We start from the raw sequence: 18727 nt of genomic DNA, 5'->3' as shown, positions 1-18727 counted from the left end.
CGCGCTGTCGGGCCGACCAGCGCCGGCTCTCCCCTGCGGCCCCGGGCGGGGCCCCTTCCCCTGATGCGGCCCGCGATCTCGATGATCGCGGGCCGGGTAGGTGCGCTGCCACTATATCGGGCCTCCTCTCGCTGGCCGGGTGCCGCCGCGTGCTGTCGGTGCGGCTCTGCCGCACTGTGGCGTGGATCACCACGCCTAAAGCATCCTAGGACACCAGTGGGAGAGGGAACGACGCTCAGGCCGTCTGGACGGCGGGATCGGTCTGCTGCTCGGGCGCCGACGTCGCCGCCCGAGCGAACCCGGCCAACGCCAGCAACAGCTCGTGCTGCATCCGCACCGGCATCCGGTCCAACACCGCCTGCACCGCGCGCTGCCGCCGCTCGGCCAGCTCCCCCAACAGGGTCAGCGCCGCGGCGGTCGGCACCAGCCGCACCTCACGCCGGTCCCGCGGATCGGCCACCCGACGTAACAGCCCGGTCGCCTCCAACCGGTCGCACAGGCGGCTCGCCGACGAGGGCACCACGTCCAGCAACTCCGCCAACCCGTTGACGTTGGTCTCCGGGCGACCGCAGATCAGCGTCAGCACTCTCAGCTGGGTGGGCGGCACCTGATGCCGCGACGCGGCCGACTCCAGTACGGCGATCAGTGTCCCGGCGGCCGCGTCGATCGCCGCGGCGAGATCCGCAGGTCGCTCCACCTGATGTCCCCTGCCGTCGTCGCGCTGGTGCCCGCCCGGCAACGCGGCGGCGAATCTCACCCCGTGCCCCGTTCGCGCGGACCGTGCCAGTCCAGACAGACCACGACGGCGTCGTCGCGCAGATCGGAATCCGCGTGATAGGCGTGCAGTTCGCGCATCACCGTACCAACTGCCTCGGCCGGCGGCTGCAGCCGCGTGGCGCGCAGGGAACGAGCCATCACCCGCTGCCCGTACGGCTCCTGACCCGGCGGCTCGGCGGCCCACACCCCGTCACTGACCACGAAGAGCCGGTCACCCGGGGCGAGTTGCACCTCCTGAAGCTCGTAGCGGGTCTCGGCGAACATGCCCAGCGGCAGCTGCTGATCCAGCTTCAGAGGCTCGACCGTGGACCCCCGCATCCGCAACAGATGAGGGGAGCCCGCGTCGACCGCCCGCACCCGGCCGACGCGAGTGTCCACCTCGAGCAGCAGGGTGGCCACGTGCCGGGCGCCGCGGTGCTGGTAGAAGACCGTGTCCGAAGCCAGCTCGGCCTGTTCCACAAGGCCGCCACCGGAGCGGCGCGCGTTGCGCATCGCGTTGACCGTGACGGCGGTCAACAGGGACGCCGCCAGCCCGCTGCCCTCGCCGTTGAGCACCGTGACGGTGAGACGGTCGCCGTCCAACGACCAGTCGAAGTGGTCGCCGCCGACCGTGTACGCCGGTTCGAGCTGGCCGGCCAGCTCGAACGCGTGGTGGGACACACCACGGCCGGGCAGCAGATCCCACTGCATCTCGGCGGCCATCGTCAGTCGCTCCCGACGGCGGGCCCGCCGGTAACGGTCGGTCTCCCGGTCCGCCGCGCGCATCGCCACGGCCAGAGCGCCGGCGATGTCCGTCGCCCAACCGGTGACCGTCGCGTTCGCTGCGGTCGAAAGCTCGATCAGCAGCACGCCAAGCCGCTCCCCCCACACCGTCAAGGGCAGGTAGAGCCGGCAGGGGCCTTCACCGTCGCGTACCGGCTGCTGGCTGCTGAAGCAGCGCTGCGCCATGGTGTGGCAGGCCAGGAAGCCGCCCGCCGGCAGGTCCGGGTCCAGCACCGGCCAGAGGCCGCTGATCCGGTAGTCGGCGACGAAGACGTCGGTGCGCAGCGCGCCCATCGCGGACCGGATCGCCCGGTCCGCCGCCTCCGCCAACTGGTCGGGCGGAGCCTCGCGCAACGCGCGCGACACCACGTCCGGCGCGTCTACCATCGTCGTCCTCCCCAGAAGCTTGCTATAGGGCAAGCATCATACGGACGCCCCCGGACGGACGATCGGCGCGGTCAGTCACCCGCGCGGGTTGCGAGCACACCGTGGAACGCGTCGGGCACCCGCGCCGGCGGGCCGTCCGGCCGCCACTCGGCGACCGGGACGATCCCGTCCGCCGTCGGCGCCCACTGACCCAGCAGGGGCGCGAACGCCGCCGGTGGACGCATCCGGAACTGCGGGCCCATCATGGCCAGCGCCTGCGGGTGGCCGGCCAGCTCCTCGGTGTCGAAGTCCACGGCGAGCAGGCTGCCCGGCGCCGCGGCGGCGTACAGCTCGTCGAGGGTACGGGTCAGCGTGGCGTCGTCGAGGAACGCGGCCAGGCCGAGGAAGACCACCCCGACCGGCCGCCGACCCCAGCCCGGCACGAAACGGTGCAGCTGCGCCGGGTCGACAGTGCCGATGTCGGTCGCGTCGCCGAAGCCGTAGCCGGCCCGGTCGCTGCCGGCGAGGATGCTCTGTCCCAGTCGGATGGTGACCGGGTCGACGTCGGTGTACAGCACTGTCGCGTCGGTGGCGACCTCGTGCACGTTGCCCATCGTCGGCACACCGGCGCCGAACACCAGGAACCCGTCCACGCCGTCGGCGGCCATCGCCCGCACCGCCCGGCCCAGGAACGCCCGCAGTTCGCGGAACACCGGTGCGCACGGCCCGTACGCCTGCTCGAAGGCGTTCGCGGCGGCCACGTCCACGGGGAAGTGATGCTGCCCGCCGAGCCAAAAATCGATCATCCGAGCGGTGCTCGGCTGGTCTGGTTCATCCATCGGCGGCGCTCCCTCCCCGGTCGTCGCCAGCGTACCGACCGGGACGCACTCAGCGGTATCGCGGCGCGAGGGCGTCCGGGCCCGCGATACTGGCCGCGAGCGGAGGTGGGCGGTGAACTCGGCGAACAACGCGGCGGTGGTGGTCGGCGTCGACGGCTCGGAGTCGGCGCTGCGCGCCGTGCGCCTCGCCGCGACCGAGGCGGCGCGCCGGCACCGACCGCTGCGGGTCGTGCACGGCTTCATCTGGCCGCTGCTGCACGTACCGGTCTCCCCCGCCCCGGACGCGCCGCCCGGCGGCGGACTGCGTCATCGGGCCGAGGAGCTGGTCGAGGCCGCGGTGCGCGAGGCCGAGGCGACAGTGCCCGGGTTGTCGATCTCCGGCGAGATCATCGACGGTGAGGCCGCCGCGGTGCTGGTGGGCGAATCCCCCACCGCCGCGCTCATCGTGCTCGGCGATCGCGGGCTGGGCGGCTTCTCCGCGCTGCTGGTCGGCTCGGTCGCGGTGCAGGTCGCCGCGTACGCCGACTGCCCGGTGCTGGTCGCGCGCGGCACGCAACGACCCGACGAGCCGGTCCTGGTCGCTGTCGACGGCTCGGACGCCTCCCGGCGGGCGGCGGACTTCGCCGCCGAGACCGCCGTGTCGCTCGGCGTGCCGCTGGTGGCGGTGCACGCCTACCGACACCCCGGCAGCAGCGGCCCGGGCGACATGCAACCCCTGGTGTACGACGAGGCGAAGCTGCACGGCGAGCAGCAGCGGATGATCGCCGGGTGGTTGACCGGGCTCACCGAGGACCACCAAGGTCTGCGGTTGACCTGCCAGGTGGTGCATGGCCGACCCGGCACCGTGCTCGCCGAGGCGTCCCGTTCCGCCCAACTGGCGGTCGTCGGGGGGCGCGGGCGCGGCGAGGTGACCGGGTTGCTGCTGGGGTCGGTGAGCCAGTCGATGCTGCACCACGCGCAGTGCCCGGTGGTCGTGGTCCGCGCGCCCCGCTAGCGCACCGGGGTTGGTCCGCCACCAGACGGGTAGACGGCCGCGGTACGCCCAGCGGACGGTGGGCAGCACCAGGTGCCCAGACCGACGAAGGAGGCACAGATGCCAGGACCACGGCCGGGCAGTAACGCGTACGACAAGCAGCGCGCGCGGTTGCGCAACGCGATCGACGACTCCGGGCGTCGGGTACCCGACGGTAAGGCCAACCAGGTCGCGAACCGGATCCTCCAGGAGGATCGCGGTCAACGAGGCGTGGTGCGCGGTGAGCGGACGTACGGCCCGAAGAGCGAGCGCGAACCGGGCGACCCGAAGTGAGGACGGTCGACGTGGCCGACGGCGCGATCGCTGGCGCCGTCGGCAGCACCGCGCTGAACGTGGTCAGCTACCTCGACATGGCGCTACGGGGACGGCCGGAGAGCGACGTCCCCCAGGAGACCGTCGACCGGCTGGCCGGGATCGCGCACGTGGACCTCGGGAACGGGGCCCGGGCGGCCAACCGCCGCTCGGGCCTCGGGCCGCTGATCGGTTACGGGCTGGGTGTCGCCGCGGGCGTCGGGTTCGCGCTCTACGCCGGTGGTCGACGTCAGCCGTTGCCGGTGGCCACCGGTCTGCTCGGCGCGGGCGTGATGACCATGACCGATGGGTCGATCACCGTGCTCGGGATCAGCGACCCGCGTACGTGGCGGCGCTCCGACTGGATCTCCGACATCATCCCGCACCTCGCGTACGGGCTGGCGGCCGCCGCCACCTGGAACAGGTTGCGGCGGCCGCCAGCCCGCGGTCGTTAGCTCAATCGGTCAGCGGGTGTCGCTGTCGTCCTCGGCCACGGGTTCGCCGGCCGGGCCGTACGGCGACACCTGCCCCTTGGGCACCGGTCGACCCTCGTCGCCCCGCGACGAGCCACGGTTGAGCGGGTGCCCGGTCGGCTTGGGCCCCTTGCTGTCCTGGCTGGTGGCGCCCTTGGCGTTGCGGCGGAACTCTTCCTGCTGCGGATTGACCACCGGTGTCTCCCTTCCGGGTAAGGGGGCGGCATCGACCGCCTCCCCGCCCCGGCATACCCGCCCGCCCCGGTGGCATTCCGGCCGTGGTCAGCGGTGCGACGGCTAGCGGGTCCTCAAGTGGGTAACCCGGCGGGGTGGGCAACGATCGAAGTGTGGTGCGGGTGCTGCTCGACCGGCGTGGCCGCACGTACGCGGAGGAGGCCGGCATCCGCCTCTCCGACCGGCCTGGGCCGCTGTACCAGCTGCTGGTGCTGACCACGCTGCTGAGCACCCGGATCCGCGCCTGCGTGGCGGTGGACGCCGCGCGGGAACTGTTCGCCGCCGGCTACCGCACCCCCCAGGCCATGGAGGCGGCCAGTTGGCAGGAGCGCGTCGATGCGCTGGGCCGGGGCCACTACCGCCGCTACGACGAGCGGACCGCCACCATGCTCGGCACCGGTGCCCGGCTGTGCCTGGACCGTTGGCACGGTGACCTGCGACGCCTGCACCGGGAGGCCCAGGGCGACCCGGCCGGGCTGCGGCGGCGGCTCACCGAGTTCCCCGGCATCGGGCCCACCGGCGCGGACATCTACCTGCGCGAGGCGCAGACGGTCTGGTCGGACGTGCGCCCGTACGCCGACCGTCGGGCCCTGGCCGGGGCGAAGCGGCTGGGCCTGCCGGGATCCCCGGACCGGCTCGCCGGTCTCGTCGACGAACCGGACTTCGGCCGGCTCGCGTCAGCGCTCGTACGGGTGGCGCTCGGTGAGGAGTCCGCCGGTGAGGTCACCCGAGTCGCCGCCCGCTGAGGCGCTCACTTGACCGTCTTGTCCCCCGGGCGGGTCAGGTGCCACACCAGCAGGGCGGCGAGCAACGCCAGGACCACCACCCCGCCGGAGATGCCACGGCCCTCCTCGGGGCTGCGGCCGGCGCTGCCGAAGTAGATCACCGCGAGGCCGGCCAGCACCGTGACGAACGTACGCAACCCTCGGTCCTTCACGTCTGGCACCGTAGGCGGACCGCAGTCGGAGCCGTGTCGTTTTGGACCTTTTGTCAACCTTCTGAGTGAACCCTCAGCGCTCGGTGACGAACCCGCACAGCCGCACCCGGCGCACCGCCCGGTCGGCGACCTCCACCACCTGCAGGGTCAGCCCGGGCAGCCGCACCGTCTCACCCGGGGAGTCCGGCAGGTGCCGCAGTCGGGCCAGCACCAGACCAGCCACCGTCGTGTAGTCCCGGGACAACGGAAAGCTCAGCCGCACCCCCAGATCGGGCAGGTCGTGCAACGGAAAGTCGCCGGGCACCAGCAGCGACCCGTCCGGTTCCCGGACGACCCCGCGCACGTCCCGGTCGGTCTCGTCATACAACTCGCCGACCACCTCGGCCAGCAGGTCCTCCATCGTCACCATGCCGTCGATGCCCCCGTGCTCGTCGACCACCAGGGCCAGCTGCTGATGCTCCTGCCGCAGCTGACGCATCGCGTCGGCGACCGGCAGGGTCACCGGCAGCAGCAGCGGAGCCCGGACCCGCTCACCCACCGGGGCGGTGCCGGCCCGCACCAGGTCGCGGATGTGCACCACCCCGAGCACCTCGTCCAGGCCGCCGGGGCCGGTGACGGGAGCGCGGGACCGCCCGGCGGCGGCGAGCCGCCGGACCCCCTCGTCGGCGGCCAGCCCGGCCGGCAGCGTCATCACCTCCCGCCGGGCCACCAGGATCTCCCGCAGCGTCCGGCCGGCGATGTCGAACGCTCCGGTCAGGATCTCCCGCTGCTGGGCCGACAGGCCGCGCTGGCTGGCCAGCATCTCCCGCAGCTCCTCCTCGGTCATCTCCTCCCGGTTGGCCCGCGGATCACCACCGGCGAGCCGCACGACCGCGTCGGTGGCCCGGCTGAGCAGCCACACCGCCGGCCGGGACACCCGGGCCAGCAGATCCAGCGGGCCGGCGCTCAGCAGCGCCCAACGCTCGGCCCGCTGCATGGCCAGCCGCTTCGGGGCCAACTCCCCGAGCACCAGCGTGACGAACGTCAGCAGCACGGTCACCAGCAGCACCGCGGCGGGACGCGCCGCCCCGCCGAGGAAACCCAACGGCCCGACCAGCGGCCCGGCCAACGACACCGCGGCCGCCGCCGAGGCCAGGAACCCCGCCAGGGTGATGCCGAGCTGAATCGTGGCCAGGTAGCGGTTCGGGTCGCGCGACAGCTGCACCAACCGGTCGCCGGCGCGGCTGCGCCGTCCCAGCCGCCGCAACTGCCCCTCCCGCAGGGTCACCAGCGCCATCTCGCTGCCGGAGAGCGCGGCGTTGACCAGCACCAGCACGGCCACCAACGCCAACTGCCCGAGCTGACCGCCCATCGCGTACCCCCGTCCGCCGCCTGAGGTCACTCAACCGCAGCGGGACGCGGCGCGGGCCCGGTTTGGGACCGCGCCCCGCTCAGTCGACCTCCAGGTCGTCCAGCGAGATGGCGTGGGTCATCAACCACCGGGCCAGCGCCGACATCCCGAACAGCCACAGCGGCACCGACTCGGTGGGGCCGTTGGTGGCGTAGATGGCGAAGCGCAGGTCCGGCGCCCGGTACGCCTCGATCCGCCACCGGTGCTGCCGGTCCCGCCAGACCGCCGAAGGGTCCATGGCGTCACCGTAGGTGACCGTCGCCGACCTCGGGGCGCGTTGGCCCGGCATCGCCGGCTCAGCCCGGCACCACCGCCGTCCCGAACACGATGCGGGCAACGGACACCAGGAGGCTGATGCCGACCGCGGCGAGGATCAGCCAGCCGAACCCACGCCACCCCGAGCCCCGGCCAGGCACCGGCACCGGCGGTGGTCTCCACAGCTCCCGGTAGGTCCAGGCCAGCACACCCACCCCGAACGGCAGGAGCCCGACCCAGAACCAGAACCACCGGGTGCCGACCAGCGGCGGCGCGCCACCGATCAGCCGGCCCAGCCACAGCACTGTCAGCACACCGGCGAGCACAGCCGCGGCGCTCCCGATCCGGTGCGCGGTGCCGCCACCGGCCTGCCACGAATCGTCGACCGCGGCACGCCGCGCGTCCCACCCGGTGCTCGCCGACGAGTCCGGCCCGACGGTGTACGAGTCCGAGGCGAGCGGCGCCCCAGCGGCGTACTGGTTCTGGCCGTTCGACACGGTCCAGGTCAGCATCCCCCCGTCGGCCGCGTACTGCACACGCGGCCGGCTTCCCCAGTACGCGCCGTCGTCGGCCCAGCCGTACGCCCGCTGGTAGCTCACCACCCGGCCGGCCGCGAGATCCCGGTCGAGCTGGGCCTCGGTCGACTCGCGGGGCTCGACCCACCACGCCAGACCGGCCCACAGCACCCAGAGCACCGGCAGCGCCCAGCGCAGCACCACCGGGACGACCGCACGCCACCGGCGGCAGGAGGTCCGCGCCCGGGTGGGGACCTCCTCGACCATCAGTCCACCGTCGCACCCCGGGGCAATGCTGTCAGCCCCGGATCGGCCGCGAGTGACGGCCGTGCGGCGGTCAACGGCCCGGTTGGTCCTGGTCCGTCGGGACGATGGCTCGTCGGACGCAGTCGCGGAGCAGAGCGCGACGTTGACCATGGACGTCGTCGGGCTCCTGGTTGGTGGCCGCGTAGACGTTGCTGACCGGCGACCAGGCCATGGACATGGCGATGACCAGGGCCATGATGTCGAACGGGTCACCCGCGCGCACCCGCCCGGCGGCCTGCGCCTCGGCGATGGCCGTGAGCTTGCGATCGTCATAGTGCTGGTGGGTCTCGACGAGGTGCCCGGCGGGCCGGCGCTCCAGTCGTGTCCAGGTCGCGAGCCGGATGAGGTCGGGGCGGCGCAGGTATTCGTCGTAGAGGCGGACGGCCCAGCCCGCAAGATCGTCAGCGTCGATCGGCACGACGTTCGTGATGCGCTCCAGTGAGCTGAGGAAGATCGCGTCGAAGAGCCGTTCCTTGTCGCCGAAGTAGGCGTAGAGCTGCGCCTTGTTGGTGCGCGCTGCGGTCACGATGCGTTCCACCCGCGCTCCAGCGATGCCGTGCTGGGCGAACTCCTCGGTTGCGGCGTCCAGGATGCGCTGGTAGGTCGCGGCGCCTCGCGAGGTCAGGGGCTGCTCCGGCATACCCGTACTCTAGCAAACAGAACGGTTGGTTTGCGATACGTCGCCGTCGGGTCTACGGTCAAACAGACCGAACAGTTTGTTTAAGGAGTTCACCGATGCGGACGACCACCGGATGGCAGGCGACCAGCCCCACGACGCTGCGGCGGACGTCGCTGCAACGCCGCGACCTGCGCCCCGACGACCTCTCGGTACGGGTCGAGCACTGCGGCGTGTGCCACAGCGACCTGCACGCCCTGAACGACCACGACCAGCGCGCGGACGCGCCCCTGGTGCCCGGTCACGAGTTCACCGGCGTGGTGACCGAGACAGGCCCCGAGGTGACCGCCTTCACGATCGGCGATCGCGTCGCGGTGGGCAACATCGTCGACTCCTGCGGCGGGTGCGCGATGTGCGCGGCGGGACAGGAGAACTTCTGCCACTCCTTCCCGACCCTCACCTACGGCGGCACCGACCGGCAGGACGGCTCAACCACCCTTGGCGGCTTCTCCCGCGACTACGTCGTCCGCGACGCCTTCGCCTACCCGCTGCCCGCCGGCCTCGACCCTGCCGCGGCCGCCCCGCTGCTGTGCGCCGGCGTCACCGTCTGGGAACCGCTGCGCGCCCTAGGGGTAGGCCCCGGCAGTCGTGTCGCCGTGGCCGGGCTCGGCGGCCTGGGCCACCTCGCGGTCAAGATGGCCGTCGCACTCGGTGCCACCACCACCGTCATCAGCCGCACGCAGGACAAGCGCGACGACGCCCGACGGCTTGGCGCACACGACCTCATCGCCTCCACCGACACCCGGCAGATGACCACGGCACGAGACAACTTCGACATTGTCCTCGACACCATCTCCGCGCCGCACGACCTCGCTCCCTATCTGAAGCTGGTGGCGATCGACGGCACCCTCAGCCTGCTCGGGTACCTGGGCCCGGTCAACGTGCAGGCCACCGACCTGCTCGTCGGCCGCAAGAAGCTCAGCTCCGCTGGCAGCGGAGGCCGCCGCTCGACAGCCGAGATGCTCCAGTTCTGCGCCGACCACGGCATCGTCGCTGACGTCGAGGTGCTCCCGTCTGCGCAGGTGGAGACGGCACTCGACCGCCTCCGAAAAAACGACGTCCGTTACCGCTTCGTGCTCGACATGTCCGACCTGGACTGACAGGGCGGTTGGCCAGGTCGCGGCACTCAGGTGACGACGATGCGGGCGTCGTCGGGCAGCCGGCGGGTCGCGCCCCGCCGGTCCAGCAACTCCAGCAGGGGCACCGCCACCCGGCGGGTGGTGTCCAACGCCTGCCGGGCCGCCGACAGGGTGAACGGCTGCGGCAACCCGGCCAACACGCGGACCGCGTCGTCGAGCGCGTCGGGCAGCAGCACCACGTTGTCGGCCAGGCGCAGCAGGGCGCCGGCCCGCACCGCGGCGCCGATCTCCCGGGGGCCCAGGCCGAGGTCGACGAGGCGGTCCGCTTCGGGGGCGCGGAACGGCCGGTCGCCGTACTCGGCGCGGACCCGTTGCACGGCCAGGGCCACCGGTTCGGGCAGCGCGTTGGCGCTCGCCGCCCCGACCCGACCGGCGTGGATCCGCAGCGGCGGCCGGACCAGCGCCTCGACCAGCACCCGGTCGGGCAGGGCGAGGCGCTGACGCAGCGCGTCCACCGGCATCCCGGGCTCCAACGGGTGTTCCCGCGCGTGCCGGGCGACCTCCTCGGTCAGCCGCTCGCCGAGCCGCCGCCAGTGTGCGGGGTCGGCCAGCCAGTCACCGGCCACCGGCTCGGCGTGCACCGGCACACCCATCCGGATCAACGCGCCGGTCCGGATCAGCCGGCGACGGCGCAGCTCCCCCGCCAGGTCGGGTCGACCGTCCAACTCGGCGAGGACCTGGGCGCGGGCGGCGGCCGCACCCCGTCGACCCAGCGGTGGGGGTGCCACGTCCAGCACCCGCACTCCGCCGCTGACGTGGTGGCGGCCCGGGTCCCGCAGCAGCGCCCGGTCACCCACCAGCAACGGCAGCGGGCGGGCCAGCCGCAGCCGGACGGTGTCCGGCCCGAGCGGGCGCACCCGTACCGGCACCGCCGCCGACCCCACGTGCAGGGTGAGGGTGGCCGGCAGGTCGGCGGCCGGGTCGCCGGCGAGCCGGACGTCGACCAGGTCGGTGTGGTGAAACCGGCCCGGGGTGAGCAACGCGTCGCCACGGCCGAGCCGGTCGCGGGGCGTACCGCGCAGGTTGACCGCGACCCGGGCGACCGCCGCCGCCTCCGGTCGGGCCTCGCCCAGAGAGTGCAGGCCACGAACCCGGACCGGTTCGTCGGCGCCGGCCAGTTCCAGTTCGTCGCCCACGCGCAGCCGCCCGGTGCCGAGGGTGCCGGTGACGACGGTGCCGCTGCCCCGCACGGTGAAGCTGCGGTCCACCCACAGCCGGACCGGGTCGTCCACCACCGGCGCGGGCAGTTGCGCGGCGAGCCGGTCCAGGGCCTCCCGCAGTTGCGGCAGGCCGGCACCGGTCAGGCCACTGACCGCGACCGCCGGCACCGCGCCGAGGCTGGTCTCGGCGATCTCGGCGCGGGCACGGGCCGTCGCAGGCCGCGGATCGGCGAGGTCCGCGCGGGTCACCGCCAGCAGGCCGTACGCGACGCCGAGCGCGTCGAGCGCGGCCAGGTGCTCGGCGGACTGCGGCATCCAGCCCTCGTCGGCGGCCACCACGATCAGCGCCGCCGGGACCGGGCCGACCCCGGCGAGCATGTTCGGCACGAACCGCTCGTGCCCGGGTACGTCGACGAAGGCGACGGTGCCGCCGGACGGCAGCGTCGTCCAGGCGAAACCCAGGTCGATGGTCATCCCCCGGCGGCGCTCCTCGGCCCACCGGTCGGGTTCCATCCCGGTCAACGCCCGGACCAGTGTCGACTTGCCGTGGTCGACGTGCCCGGCGGTCGCGACGACGAACACGCTCAGTCCTCCCCGGGTACGCGCAGCACGGCCTCGCGCACAGCCTCGTCCGCGTCGGCGGGCACACAGCGCAGGTCGAGCAGGAGCCGGCCGCGCACCACCCGACCCAGGACGGGCGGGTCTCCGGTGCGCAGCGGCACCGCGTACCGCTCGGGCAGGCTCAACGCCCACGAGTCCAGCTCCACCCCGGGGGCGCCGCCTCCGCCGACCACCGCGACGGCTGGAACCACCTCCGCCTTGCGGCCGTCCGCGCCGAGCCGGTCCCGCAGCCGCTCCACCCGTTCACGCAGGGCACCCGGATCGGTGTGCAGCGCCGCCCGGGTCGGAGTGTCCGGTTGGTGCAGGGTGGCGGCCAGCGCGGCCAGGGTGAGCTTGTCCACCCGCAGCGCCCGCGCCAGTGGGTGGCGACGCACCCGCTCGATCACCTCGACGTCACCCAGCAGCAGCCCCGCCTGCGGCCCACCGAGCAGCTTGTCGCCGCTGGCGGTGACCAGCGCGGCGCCCGCGCGCAGGGTGCTGGCCGCGTCCGGTTCGTCGGGCAGCAGCGGGTCCGCGCCGAGCAGCCCGGAGCCGATGTCCGCGACCACCGGCACCCCGAGCGTGGCCAGTTGCCGTACCCCGACGGCGGAGGTGAAACCGGTGACCCGGAAGTTCGACGGGTGCACCTTGAGCACGAAGCCGGTCTGCGGGCCGAGCGCGCCGGCGTAGTCCGCGAGGGTGGTGCGGTTCGTGGTGCCCACCTCGCGCAGCCGCGCACCGGTGCTCTCCAGCAGGTCGGGCAGGCGGAAACCGTCGCCGATCTCGACCAGCTCGCCCCGGCTGACCACGATCTCCCGGCCGGCGGCCAACGCGGTGGCGGCCAGCACCAGCGCGGCGGCGCCGTTGTTGACCACGTGCACCGCGCCCGCGTCGGGCACCGCGGCGGCCAGCGCGTCGAGCGCACCCCGGCCGCGACGAGCCCGCCGACCGGTGGCCAGGTCCAACTCGACGTCGGTGTGCCCGGCGGCGGCCACCACCGCGGCGACCGCGGCGGACGACAACGGCGCCCGACCCAGGTTGGTGTGCAGCACGACACCGGTGGCGTTGAGCACCACCCGGGGGCCGGGCGTGGGCAACGTGGCCACCGCCGCGTCGCGTACCTGGTCGGGGTCGAGTTCCCCCCGGCGGGCGCGGCCCTGCGCGTGGGAGACGATCGCCTTGACCCGCTCCCGGCCGAGGGTGACGGCGGCGGCGGCCAGCACCGGGTCGGCGAGCAGCGCGTCCGTACGGGGCACCCGACGTCGCGGGTCCACCGGGCCGTCGCCCATCACGTCATCTCCTGCAAGCGGTGTGGCGGAGACGGACGGGAATCGAACCCGCCTGGCCCGGGTCCCGGACCACTCCGGTTTTGAAGACCGGGAGGGGCACCAGCCGCCTGAACGCCTCCACCGGACATTCGATCACACCGCGGGCGGGACCGCCCGATCAGCTGGAAGATCCATGCCGGTTCGCCGCGCCTCGACCCGTTCGCGCTGCGGCACCACCGTGTACCGCGGGTCGCGGGCCGAGGCGACGCCGCCGTAGAAGATGCCGAACCGGGTCAGCACCGACGCGGCCAGCAGCGCGGTCCCCGAGAACGCCCCGACCACCCGGCTGCGCCGACCCAGCAGAGCACCCGCCACCCCGCCGGCGGTCAGCAACCGCCCGGCGCGCAGCAACCGACCCGGCCGACCCAACCGGTAGGGCTCACTGAGCAGGCCGAGGCGGGTCTCCACCCGATGCGCGCCGTACAGCTCCAGGGCCGCGCCGGCCACCGCCATCCGCCGGGCCGGCCCGGCCTGGGCCGGCGGCGCGGCGAGCAGACCCACGCCGGCGCCGCTGGCCAGTGCGCTGCCCGCGAAGATCACCGGCAGCTCGGGGTACGCCTCGTGCCAGGACGGCACCGCCGTGTCGGCCAGCAACACCCCGGTGTACGTGGCCAGCGCCGGCGCGGTGCCGGCGGCGAGCAGCCCAGCGGCGTGCCCGATCGGCGGCAACGCCCGGCCGGCCAGCCCGAGCAGACCGTGCCGGGGCAGCACACCGGCCGCTTCGGCGATCGCGGCGACGCCCGCCGCCGGCCCGTACGCGGTGAGGATCCAGGTGCCCATCGACATCGGCGAGGTCGGCTTGGCCACCCGCAGCATGTGATGGAACCGCGCCGGCCGGCCCAGGTCCTTCACCAGGAAGACGGCGCTGGCGCTGACGGCGGCCAACGCGGTGACCCGACCGGCGCGCCGCAGCGCGGGCCGCCCGGTGAGCTGCCCGCCCGCGGCCAGCAGCGACGAGCCGGCTGCCAACCCTCCGGTGAACAGGTACGCGGCGATGTCCCACTTCCAGACCGGCCCCTTCAGGATGGGTCGACCGTAGTAGGAGGTGAACTCGGCCTCCGGCACCCGCAGTTCCTCGCCGCCGCCGCGCCGCCTGCCCCGCCGGCCCTGCCTGCCCCCGGCTTCGGTGCTCCGCCGCGCCGTCAGGTCGCCCCGGCGGCTACTGGCAGTGGCGCCCCTGTCGTTCGGATGATCGCCACCGCTCGCGACCTCGGTGCCGCTCGTGGCCGCCGCACCGCTCGCGGCGCTGCGGCGGTCCTCGCTCACCTGCGGTCGGTCGCCGTCCTCGGCGGCGAGCCGCTCCCGGAAGCGACGGAACCGGTCGCCCACGGGGCCCGGTGGGGTCATGAGGAACCTCCGACGAACGCGGCGACGGTGGCCGCCGCCATGGCGAGAGCCGCGAGGCCGGCGCGCTTCCACATCTTCGGCAGGTCGCGGGTGGTCACGATCGGGTCGGGTGGCAGCCCGTACACCTCGGGTTCGTCCAGGAGCAGGAAGAACGCCCCGTCCCCGCCCACGCCGTCATTCGGGTCGTGCCCGTACAGGCGGGCCTCGGGGACGCCCCGCTCGTGCAGCGTCGCCACCCGGGCTGCGGCGCGTTCACGCAGTTCGTCCAGTTCCCCGTACTGGATCGACTCGGTCGGGCACGCCTGCGCACACGCCGGTGTCATGCCCGCGCCCAACCGGTCGTAGCACAGCGTGCACTTCCACGCCCGGCCGTCGTCCTTGCGCTGGTCGATGACGCCGTACGGGCAGGCGGAGATGCAGTAGCCGCAGCCGTTGCAGATTTCCTCCTGCACCACCACCGTGCCGAACTCCGTGCGGAACAACGAACCCGTCGGGCAGACGTCCAGGCACGCCGCATGCGTGCAGTGCTTGCAGACGTCCGACATCATCAACCACCGGAAATCCGTTCGCCCCTCCGGCCCGGACCCCCGGCCCGGTGGCTGCGCCCCCGGCATCCCCAGGAACTGCGGCCCCGCGTCACCCCGGCCCGCGGCGGTCGGCTCGGCCGCGATCGCGCCGAGCACGTCCGCCGGCCCGCCCCCGGCCATCCGGGCGGCGGCGGACGGCGTGCCGGTCGGCAGACCCGGGTCCGTGCCGGTGCGCTCGCTGGTTCCGGCCGCCGCGGCCGCCGACGCCGCGCTGACCGAACCGTCCGTCGGCGTCCCCGCGAACGGCGGCGTGCGGTGACCCGCCGGCCGGGGCTGCTCGATGAACGCGACGTGCCGCCACGAGTTCGCGGTCAACGCGCCGGTGTTGTCGTACGACATGCCCAGCAGGTCGAGCCCACTCTCGGGGACGCCGTTCCACTCCTTGCAGGCCACCTCGCAGGCCTTGCACCCGATGCAGACGCTGGTGTCGGTGAAGAACCCCATCCGCGGCGGCGCGTTCTCGTAGCCCGCGTCAGGTGCCGGGTCCAGCGGACCGTACAGGCTGTTCGGGTCAGGAAGCACCGTGCTCCTTTCCCTCGCTGTCGGTGGTGACCGCCGGGGCGTTGTGGCCCGGGTTGATCCCGGCGCGCCGCTGGTAGTCGGCCACCAGGTCCAGCAGCGCCGGGCCGGTCGGCCGGCGGCCGGGCCGCACGTCGCAGGTGCCCACCTTGCTCTCCTGGATCAGCACGTTCGGGTCCAGGCTGATACCGAACAGGTCGTTGGCCGAGTCGCCGGTCACCAGACCCTCGAAACCGAAGTGGTACGGCAACCAGACCTGGTGGATCAACCGGTCCTCGATGCGCAACGGGGTGAGCCGGTCGGTCACCAGCACCTTCGCCTCGATCACCGCACGACCGCTGACCAGATGCGCCCAGCCCAGGTGGGCGAGGCCGCGTTCGACGGCCAACTCCGGGGACACCTCCACGAACATCTCCGGCTGCAGCTCGGCCAGCGGCGACACCATCCGGCTCATCGCGCCGGCGGTGTGGTGCTCGGTGAGCCGGCTGACCGTGAACACGTACGGGAACACCTGACTGTGTTGCTCCGGCGGGCTCGGGTTCACCGAGTTCACCGGGTGCGCGTACATCTTGCGGGTCGGGTTGGCCTGCTGACCGTAGAGGGGGTTACGCACCGGCGACTCCACCGGCTCGTAGTGCGTCGGTAGCGGCCCGTCCAGGACACCGCTGGGCGCGTACAGCCAGCCCTTCCCGTCACCCTGCATGATGAACGGGTCGTCGCCGGCGATGCCCTCCGTCCCGGACGCGCCGGGTGGCGGCCGGTACGACGGCGGCTTGGTCTTCTCGAAGTCCGGCACGTCGTGACCGGTCCACTCGCCCTTCTCGGCGTCCCACCAGACGTACCGTTTGCGCTCACTCCACGGGTTGCCGTCCGGGTCGGCGGACGCCCGGTTGTAGAGGATGCGTCGGTTCGCCGGCCAGGCCCACCCCCACTCGGCGGCCACCCAGTCCTGCTCGTGTCGGGACTTGCGCCGGGCCGCCTGGTTCACGCCGTCGGCGTACACCCCGGTGTAGATCCAGCAGCCGATGGCGGTGGAGCCGTCCGCGCGGGCCTCCGCGAAGCTGGACAGCGGACGGCCGGTGGCCACGTCGTACCCGTTGATTTCGCGCAGCACCGCCTCGGCGCTCGGCTCCGCGTGCGGACCGTGCGTGGGGTAGTCCCAGGTGAGGTCGAGCAGCGCGCGGTCGCGCGGCAGCGGTGAGTCGGCCAGCTTCTCCCGCAGCTTGCGGCCCAGGTGGTAGAAGAACCACAGTTCGGAGCGGGCGTCGCCTGGTGGCTCGACGGCCTTCTCCCGCCACTGCAACAACCGTTGGGTCTGGGTGAACGTGCCCTCCTTCTCCACGTGCGACGCGGCGGGCAGGAAGAACACCTCGGTGCGGCACTCCTCCGGCACGATCTCCCCGGTGGCGACCTCGGGGCCGTTCTGCCAGAACGTGGCGCTCTCGATCATGAACAGGTCGCGGACCACGAGCCAGTCGAGGTTGGCCATGCCCAGACGCTGCGCCCGGCCGTGCGCCGACCCGACCGCCGGGTTCTGCCCGAGCAGGAAATACCCCTTGATCTTCCCGTCGATCATGTTCAGCACCTGCTGGTAGGTGCCGTGGTCACCGGTCAGCCGGGGCAGATAGCCGTAGCAGTAGTCGTTCTCCGGTGTCGCCGCGTCACCCCAGTACGCCTTCAGCAGGCTGGCGGCGAACGATCCGGCGTTACCCCAGAAGCCCTTCTGGCCGGGGTGCCGGATGCTGTCCACCCACTCGTCGAAGGTCGGGTGGTCGGCGTGGTGCGGCATCGGCAGGTAACCCGGCAGCAGGTTGAACAGCGTCGGGATGTCGGTGGAGCCCTGGATGCTGGCATGACCGCGCAGCGCCATCACCCCACCACCCGGACGACCCATGTTGCCGAGCAGGAGCTGGATGATCGCGCCGGTGCGGATGTACTGCACACCCACACTGTGCTGCGTCCAGCCCACCGAGTAGATCAGCATCCCCGTGCGTTCCCGACCGGAGTTTCGCGTCCACGCCTCAGCCAGCTCCAGGAACTTGTCCTGTGGAATGCCACAGACCCGCTCGACCATCTCCGGGGTGTAGCGGGAGAAGTGTCGCTTGAGGATCTGGTAGACGCAGCGCGGGTGCTGCAACGTCTCGTCCCGCGGGGTGTCCCCGTCGACCTGCGCGCCGTGCGACTCGTGTTCCAGCCCGGAAGCGCTGTCGCGCTCCTTGGCCGTGTGCCCACTGCCGGAGGAGCCCTCGTTGCCCTCGTACTGCCAGCTGTCCTGCACGTAGGTGCCGGTCTCCGGGTCGAACCCGGAGAAGAACCCGTCGCCGTCCTCGGTGTCGCTGAACTCCTCGCTCACGATCGTCGCCGCGTTGGTGTACGACAGCACGTACTCCCGGAAGTCCAACTCGTTGTCCAGGATGTAGCGCACCACCCCGCCGAGCAGCGCGATGTCGGTGCCCGCCCGGATCGGCAGGTACGAGTCAGCCACCGCGCTGGTACGGGTGAACCGCGGGTCGACGTGGAAGACCTTCGCCCCCCGACGCTTGGCCTCCATCACCCACTGGAAGCCCACCGGGTGCGCCTCGGCCATGTTCGAACCCTGAATGACGATGACGTCAGCGTTGGCGATGTCCTGCTGGAAATCCGTCGCACCGCCACGACCGAAGCTGGCCCCCAGACCGGGGACGGTGGCGGAGTGTCAAATACGGGCCTGGTTCTCGATCTGGAGCGCCCCCATCGCGGTGAACAACTTCTTGATGAGGTAGTTCTCCTCATTGTCCAGCGTCGCCCCACCCAGACTGGAGAAACCCAGCGTCCGGTTGAGCGGCCGGCCCTGCGAGTCGACGTCCTCCCAGGTCTGCTCACGAGCCGCGAGCATCCGGTCGGCGATCATGTCGAGCGCGGTGTCGAGCTCCAGATCCTCCCACTGCGTCGAGTACGGCCGGCGGTAGCGGACCGTGGTCTGCCGCAGCGGACTGGTGACCAGGCTCTTGCTCGCCGAACCCTTCGGGCAGAGCCGACCCCGCGAGATCGGGCTGTCCGGATCACCCTCGATCTGACTGACCTGCCCGTCCTTCACGAACACCCGCTGACCACAACCCACAGCGCAGTACGGGCAGACGGACCGGGCCATCGAATCGGCGGTGTCGGTGCGGGCGGTGAGCGCGCGGGACCCGTCGGACTTCGCCGCAGCACC

19 protein-coding genes and 1 tRNA gene are annotated in these 18727 nt (G+C 72.9%); 5 read left to right on the top strand and 15 right to left on the bottom strand.

Annotated elements, in window-relative coordinates; genetic code table 11:
• Nucleotides 1–235: 235 nt before the first annotated feature.
• The 3 genes from ABTW72_RS28210 to ABTW72_RS28200 form a co-directional block, all read right to left on the bottom strand.
• Entirely contained in the window at nucleotides 236–697 is a 462-nt protein-coding gene (locus tag ABTW72_RS28210) for a MarR family winged helix-turn-helix transcriptional regulator (protein ID WP_112673330.1), read from the bottom strand.
• Between the two features lie 56 nt (nucleotides 698–753).
• Nucleotides 754–1926: a PP2C family protein-serine/threonine phosphatase gene (locus ABTW72_RS28205; protein WP_350863715.1), complete on the bottom strand. Its 1173-nt coding sequence runs from the start codon at nucleotides 1924–1926 to the stop codon at nucleotides 754–756.
• A 71-nt stretch (nucleotides 1927–1997) separates the two neighbouring features.
• Entirely contained in the window at nucleotides 1998–2744 is a 747-nt protein-coding gene (locus ABTW72_RS28200; protein WP_350863713.1) for an SAM-dependent methyltransferase, read from the bottom strand.
• 112 nt (nucleotides 2745–2856) lie between these two features.
• Between ABTW72_RS28200 and ABTW72_RS28195 the strand changes: the two genes are divergently transcribed.
• The 3 genes from ABTW72_RS28195 to ABTW72_RS28185 all read left to right on the top strand — a co-directional run bounded on the left by ABTW72_RS28195 (nucleotide 2857) and on the right by ABTW72_RS28185 (nucleotide 4523).
• Entirely contained in the window at nucleotides 2857–3738 is an 882-nt protein-coding gene (locus ABTW72_RS28195) for a universal stress protein (protein WP_350863711.1), read from the top strand.
• Between the two features lie 99 nt (nucleotides 3739–3837).
• Complete coding sequence (locus tag ABTW72_RS28190; protein WP_088948250.1) at nucleotides 3838–4050, top strand: phosphatidylethanolamine-binding protein; 213 nt, start codon at nucleotides 3838–3840, stop codon at nucleotides 4048–4050.
• Nucleotides 4047–4523 (top strand): hypothetical protein, encoded by a 477-nt coding sequence (locus ABTW72_RS28185; protein ID WP_210783814.1) that lies wholly within the window; start codon nucleotides 4047–4049, stop codon nucleotides 4521–4523. Before ABTW72_RS28190 ends, ABTW72_RS28185 begins: the two co-directional genes overlap by 4 nt.
• Before the next feature lie 9 nt (nucleotides 4524–4532).
• Here ABTW72_RS28185 and ABTW72_RS28180 read toward each other — a convergent pair whose 3' ends face one another.
• Complete coding sequence (locus ABTW72_RS28180) at nucleotides 4533–4736, bottom strand: hypothetical protein (RefSeq protein ID WP_091397934.1); 204 nt, start codon at nucleotides 4734–4736, stop codon at nucleotides 4533–4535.
• Nucleotides 4737–4870: 134 nt separating this feature from the next.
• Here ABTW72_RS28180 and ABTW72_RS28175 point away from each other — a divergent pair, with 134 nt between their 5' ends.
• Entirely contained in the window at nucleotides 4871–5521 is a 651-nt protein-coding gene (locus ABTW72_RS28175; protein ID WP_091397931.1) for a hypothetical protein, read from the top strand.
• A 5-nt stretch (nucleotides 5522–5526) separates the two neighbouring features.
• Here ABTW72_RS28175 and ABTW72_RS28170 read toward each other — a convergent pair whose 3' ends face one another.
• The 5 genes from ABTW72_RS28170 to ABTW72_RS28150 form a co-directional block, all read right to left on the bottom strand.
• A complete protein-coding gene (locus tag ABTW72_RS28170; RefSeq protein ID WP_036410487.1) occupies nucleotides 5527–5712 on the bottom strand; it encodes a hypothetical protein in 186 nt (61 codons plus the stop codon).
• A 73-nt stretch (nucleotides 5713–5785) separates the two neighbouring features.
• A complete protein-coding gene (locus ABTW72_RS28165) occupies nucleotides 5786–7063 on the bottom strand; it encodes a hemolysin family protein (protein WP_350863707.1) in 1278 nt (425 codons plus the stop codon).
• Between the two features lie 79 nt (nucleotides 7064–7142).
• Nucleotides 7143–7340: a hypothetical protein gene (locus ABTW72_RS28160; protein ID WP_030327722.1), complete on the bottom strand. Its 198-nt coding sequence runs from the start codon at nucleotides 7338–7340 to the stop codon at nucleotides 7143–7145.
• Between the two features lie 58 nt (nucleotides 7341–7398).
• Entirely contained in the window at nucleotides 7399–8139 is a 741-nt protein-coding gene (locus ABTW72_RS28155; protein WP_350863704.1) for a hypothetical protein, read from the bottom strand.
• Between the two features lie 70 nt (nucleotides 8140–8209).
• Nucleotides 8210–8818 (bottom strand): TetR/AcrR family transcriptional regulator, encoded by a 609-nt coding sequence (locus tag ABTW72_RS28150; RefSeq protein WP_350863701.1) that lies wholly within the window; start codon nucleotides 8816–8818, stop codon nucleotides 8210–8212.
• Between the two features lie 95 nt (nucleotides 8819–8913).
• On the opposite strand from ABTW72_RS28150, the gene ABTW72_RS28145 reads away from it, so the two are divergent.
• The gene (locus ABTW72_RS28145) at nucleotides 8914–9954 is read left to right on the top strand and encodes an NAD(P)-dependent alcohol dehydrogenase (protein ID WP_350863698.1); all 1041 of its coding nucleotides are present in this window, start codon (nucleotides 8914–8916) and stop codon (nucleotides 9952–9954) included.
• Between the two features lie 26 nt (nucleotides 9955–9980).
• Here ABTW72_RS28145 and selB read toward each other — a convergent pair whose 3' ends face one another.
• The 6 genes from selB to fdh form a co-directional block, all read right to left on the bottom strand.
• Nucleotides 9981–11735, bottom strand: a complete 1755-nt coding sequence (gene selB / locus ABTW72_RS28140; RefSeq protein ID WP_350863696.1) for a selenocysteine-specific translation elongation factor — start codon at nucleotides 11733–11735, stop codon at nucleotides 9981–9983.
• Nucleotides 11736–11737: 2 nt separating this feature from the next.
• Complete coding sequence (gene selA, locus ABTW72_RS28135) at nucleotides 11738–13042, bottom strand: L-seryl-tRNA(Sec) selenium transferase (protein ID WP_350863693.1); 1305 nt, start codon at nucleotides 13040–13042, stop codon at nucleotides 11738–11740.
• A gap of 23 nt (nucleotides 13043–13065) precedes the next feature.
• Nucleotides 13066–13161: transfer RNA gene (locus ABTW72_RS28130), tRNA-Sec, on the bottom strand.
• Between the two features lie 13 nt (nucleotides 13162–13174).
• Nucleotides 13175–14428 (bottom strand): NrfD/PsrC family molybdoenzyme membrane anchor subunit, encoded by a 1254-nt coding sequence (nrfD, locus tag ABTW72_RS28125; RefSeq protein ID WP_350863690.1) that lies wholly within the window; start codon nucleotides 14426–14428, stop codon nucleotides 13175–13177.
• Nucleotides 14425–15537 (bottom strand): 4Fe-4S dicluster domain-containing protein, encoded by a 1113-nt coding sequence (locus ABTW72_RS28120; protein ID WP_350863687.1) that lies wholly within the window; start codon nucleotides 15535–15537, stop codon nucleotides 14425–14427. The genes nrfD and ABTW72_RS28120 overlap by 4 nt, the downstream gene beginning before the upstream one ends.
• The coding region (gene fdh / locus ABTW72_RS28115; protein WP_350863684.1) for a formate dehydrogenase at nucleotides 15527–18727 on the bottom strand (3201 nt) is incomplete at its 5' end. The genes ABTW72_RS28120 and fdh, both read right to left, overlap by 11 nt.

Source organism: Micromonospora sp. NPDC127501 (genome assembly GCF_040302185.1).
Lineage (GTDB): Bacteria > Actinomycetota > Actinomycetes > Mycobacteriales > Micromonosporaceae > Micromonospora.
Note: the sequence above shows the minus strand (reverse complement) of the source record. Positions and strands in the feature narration are given on the sequence as shown.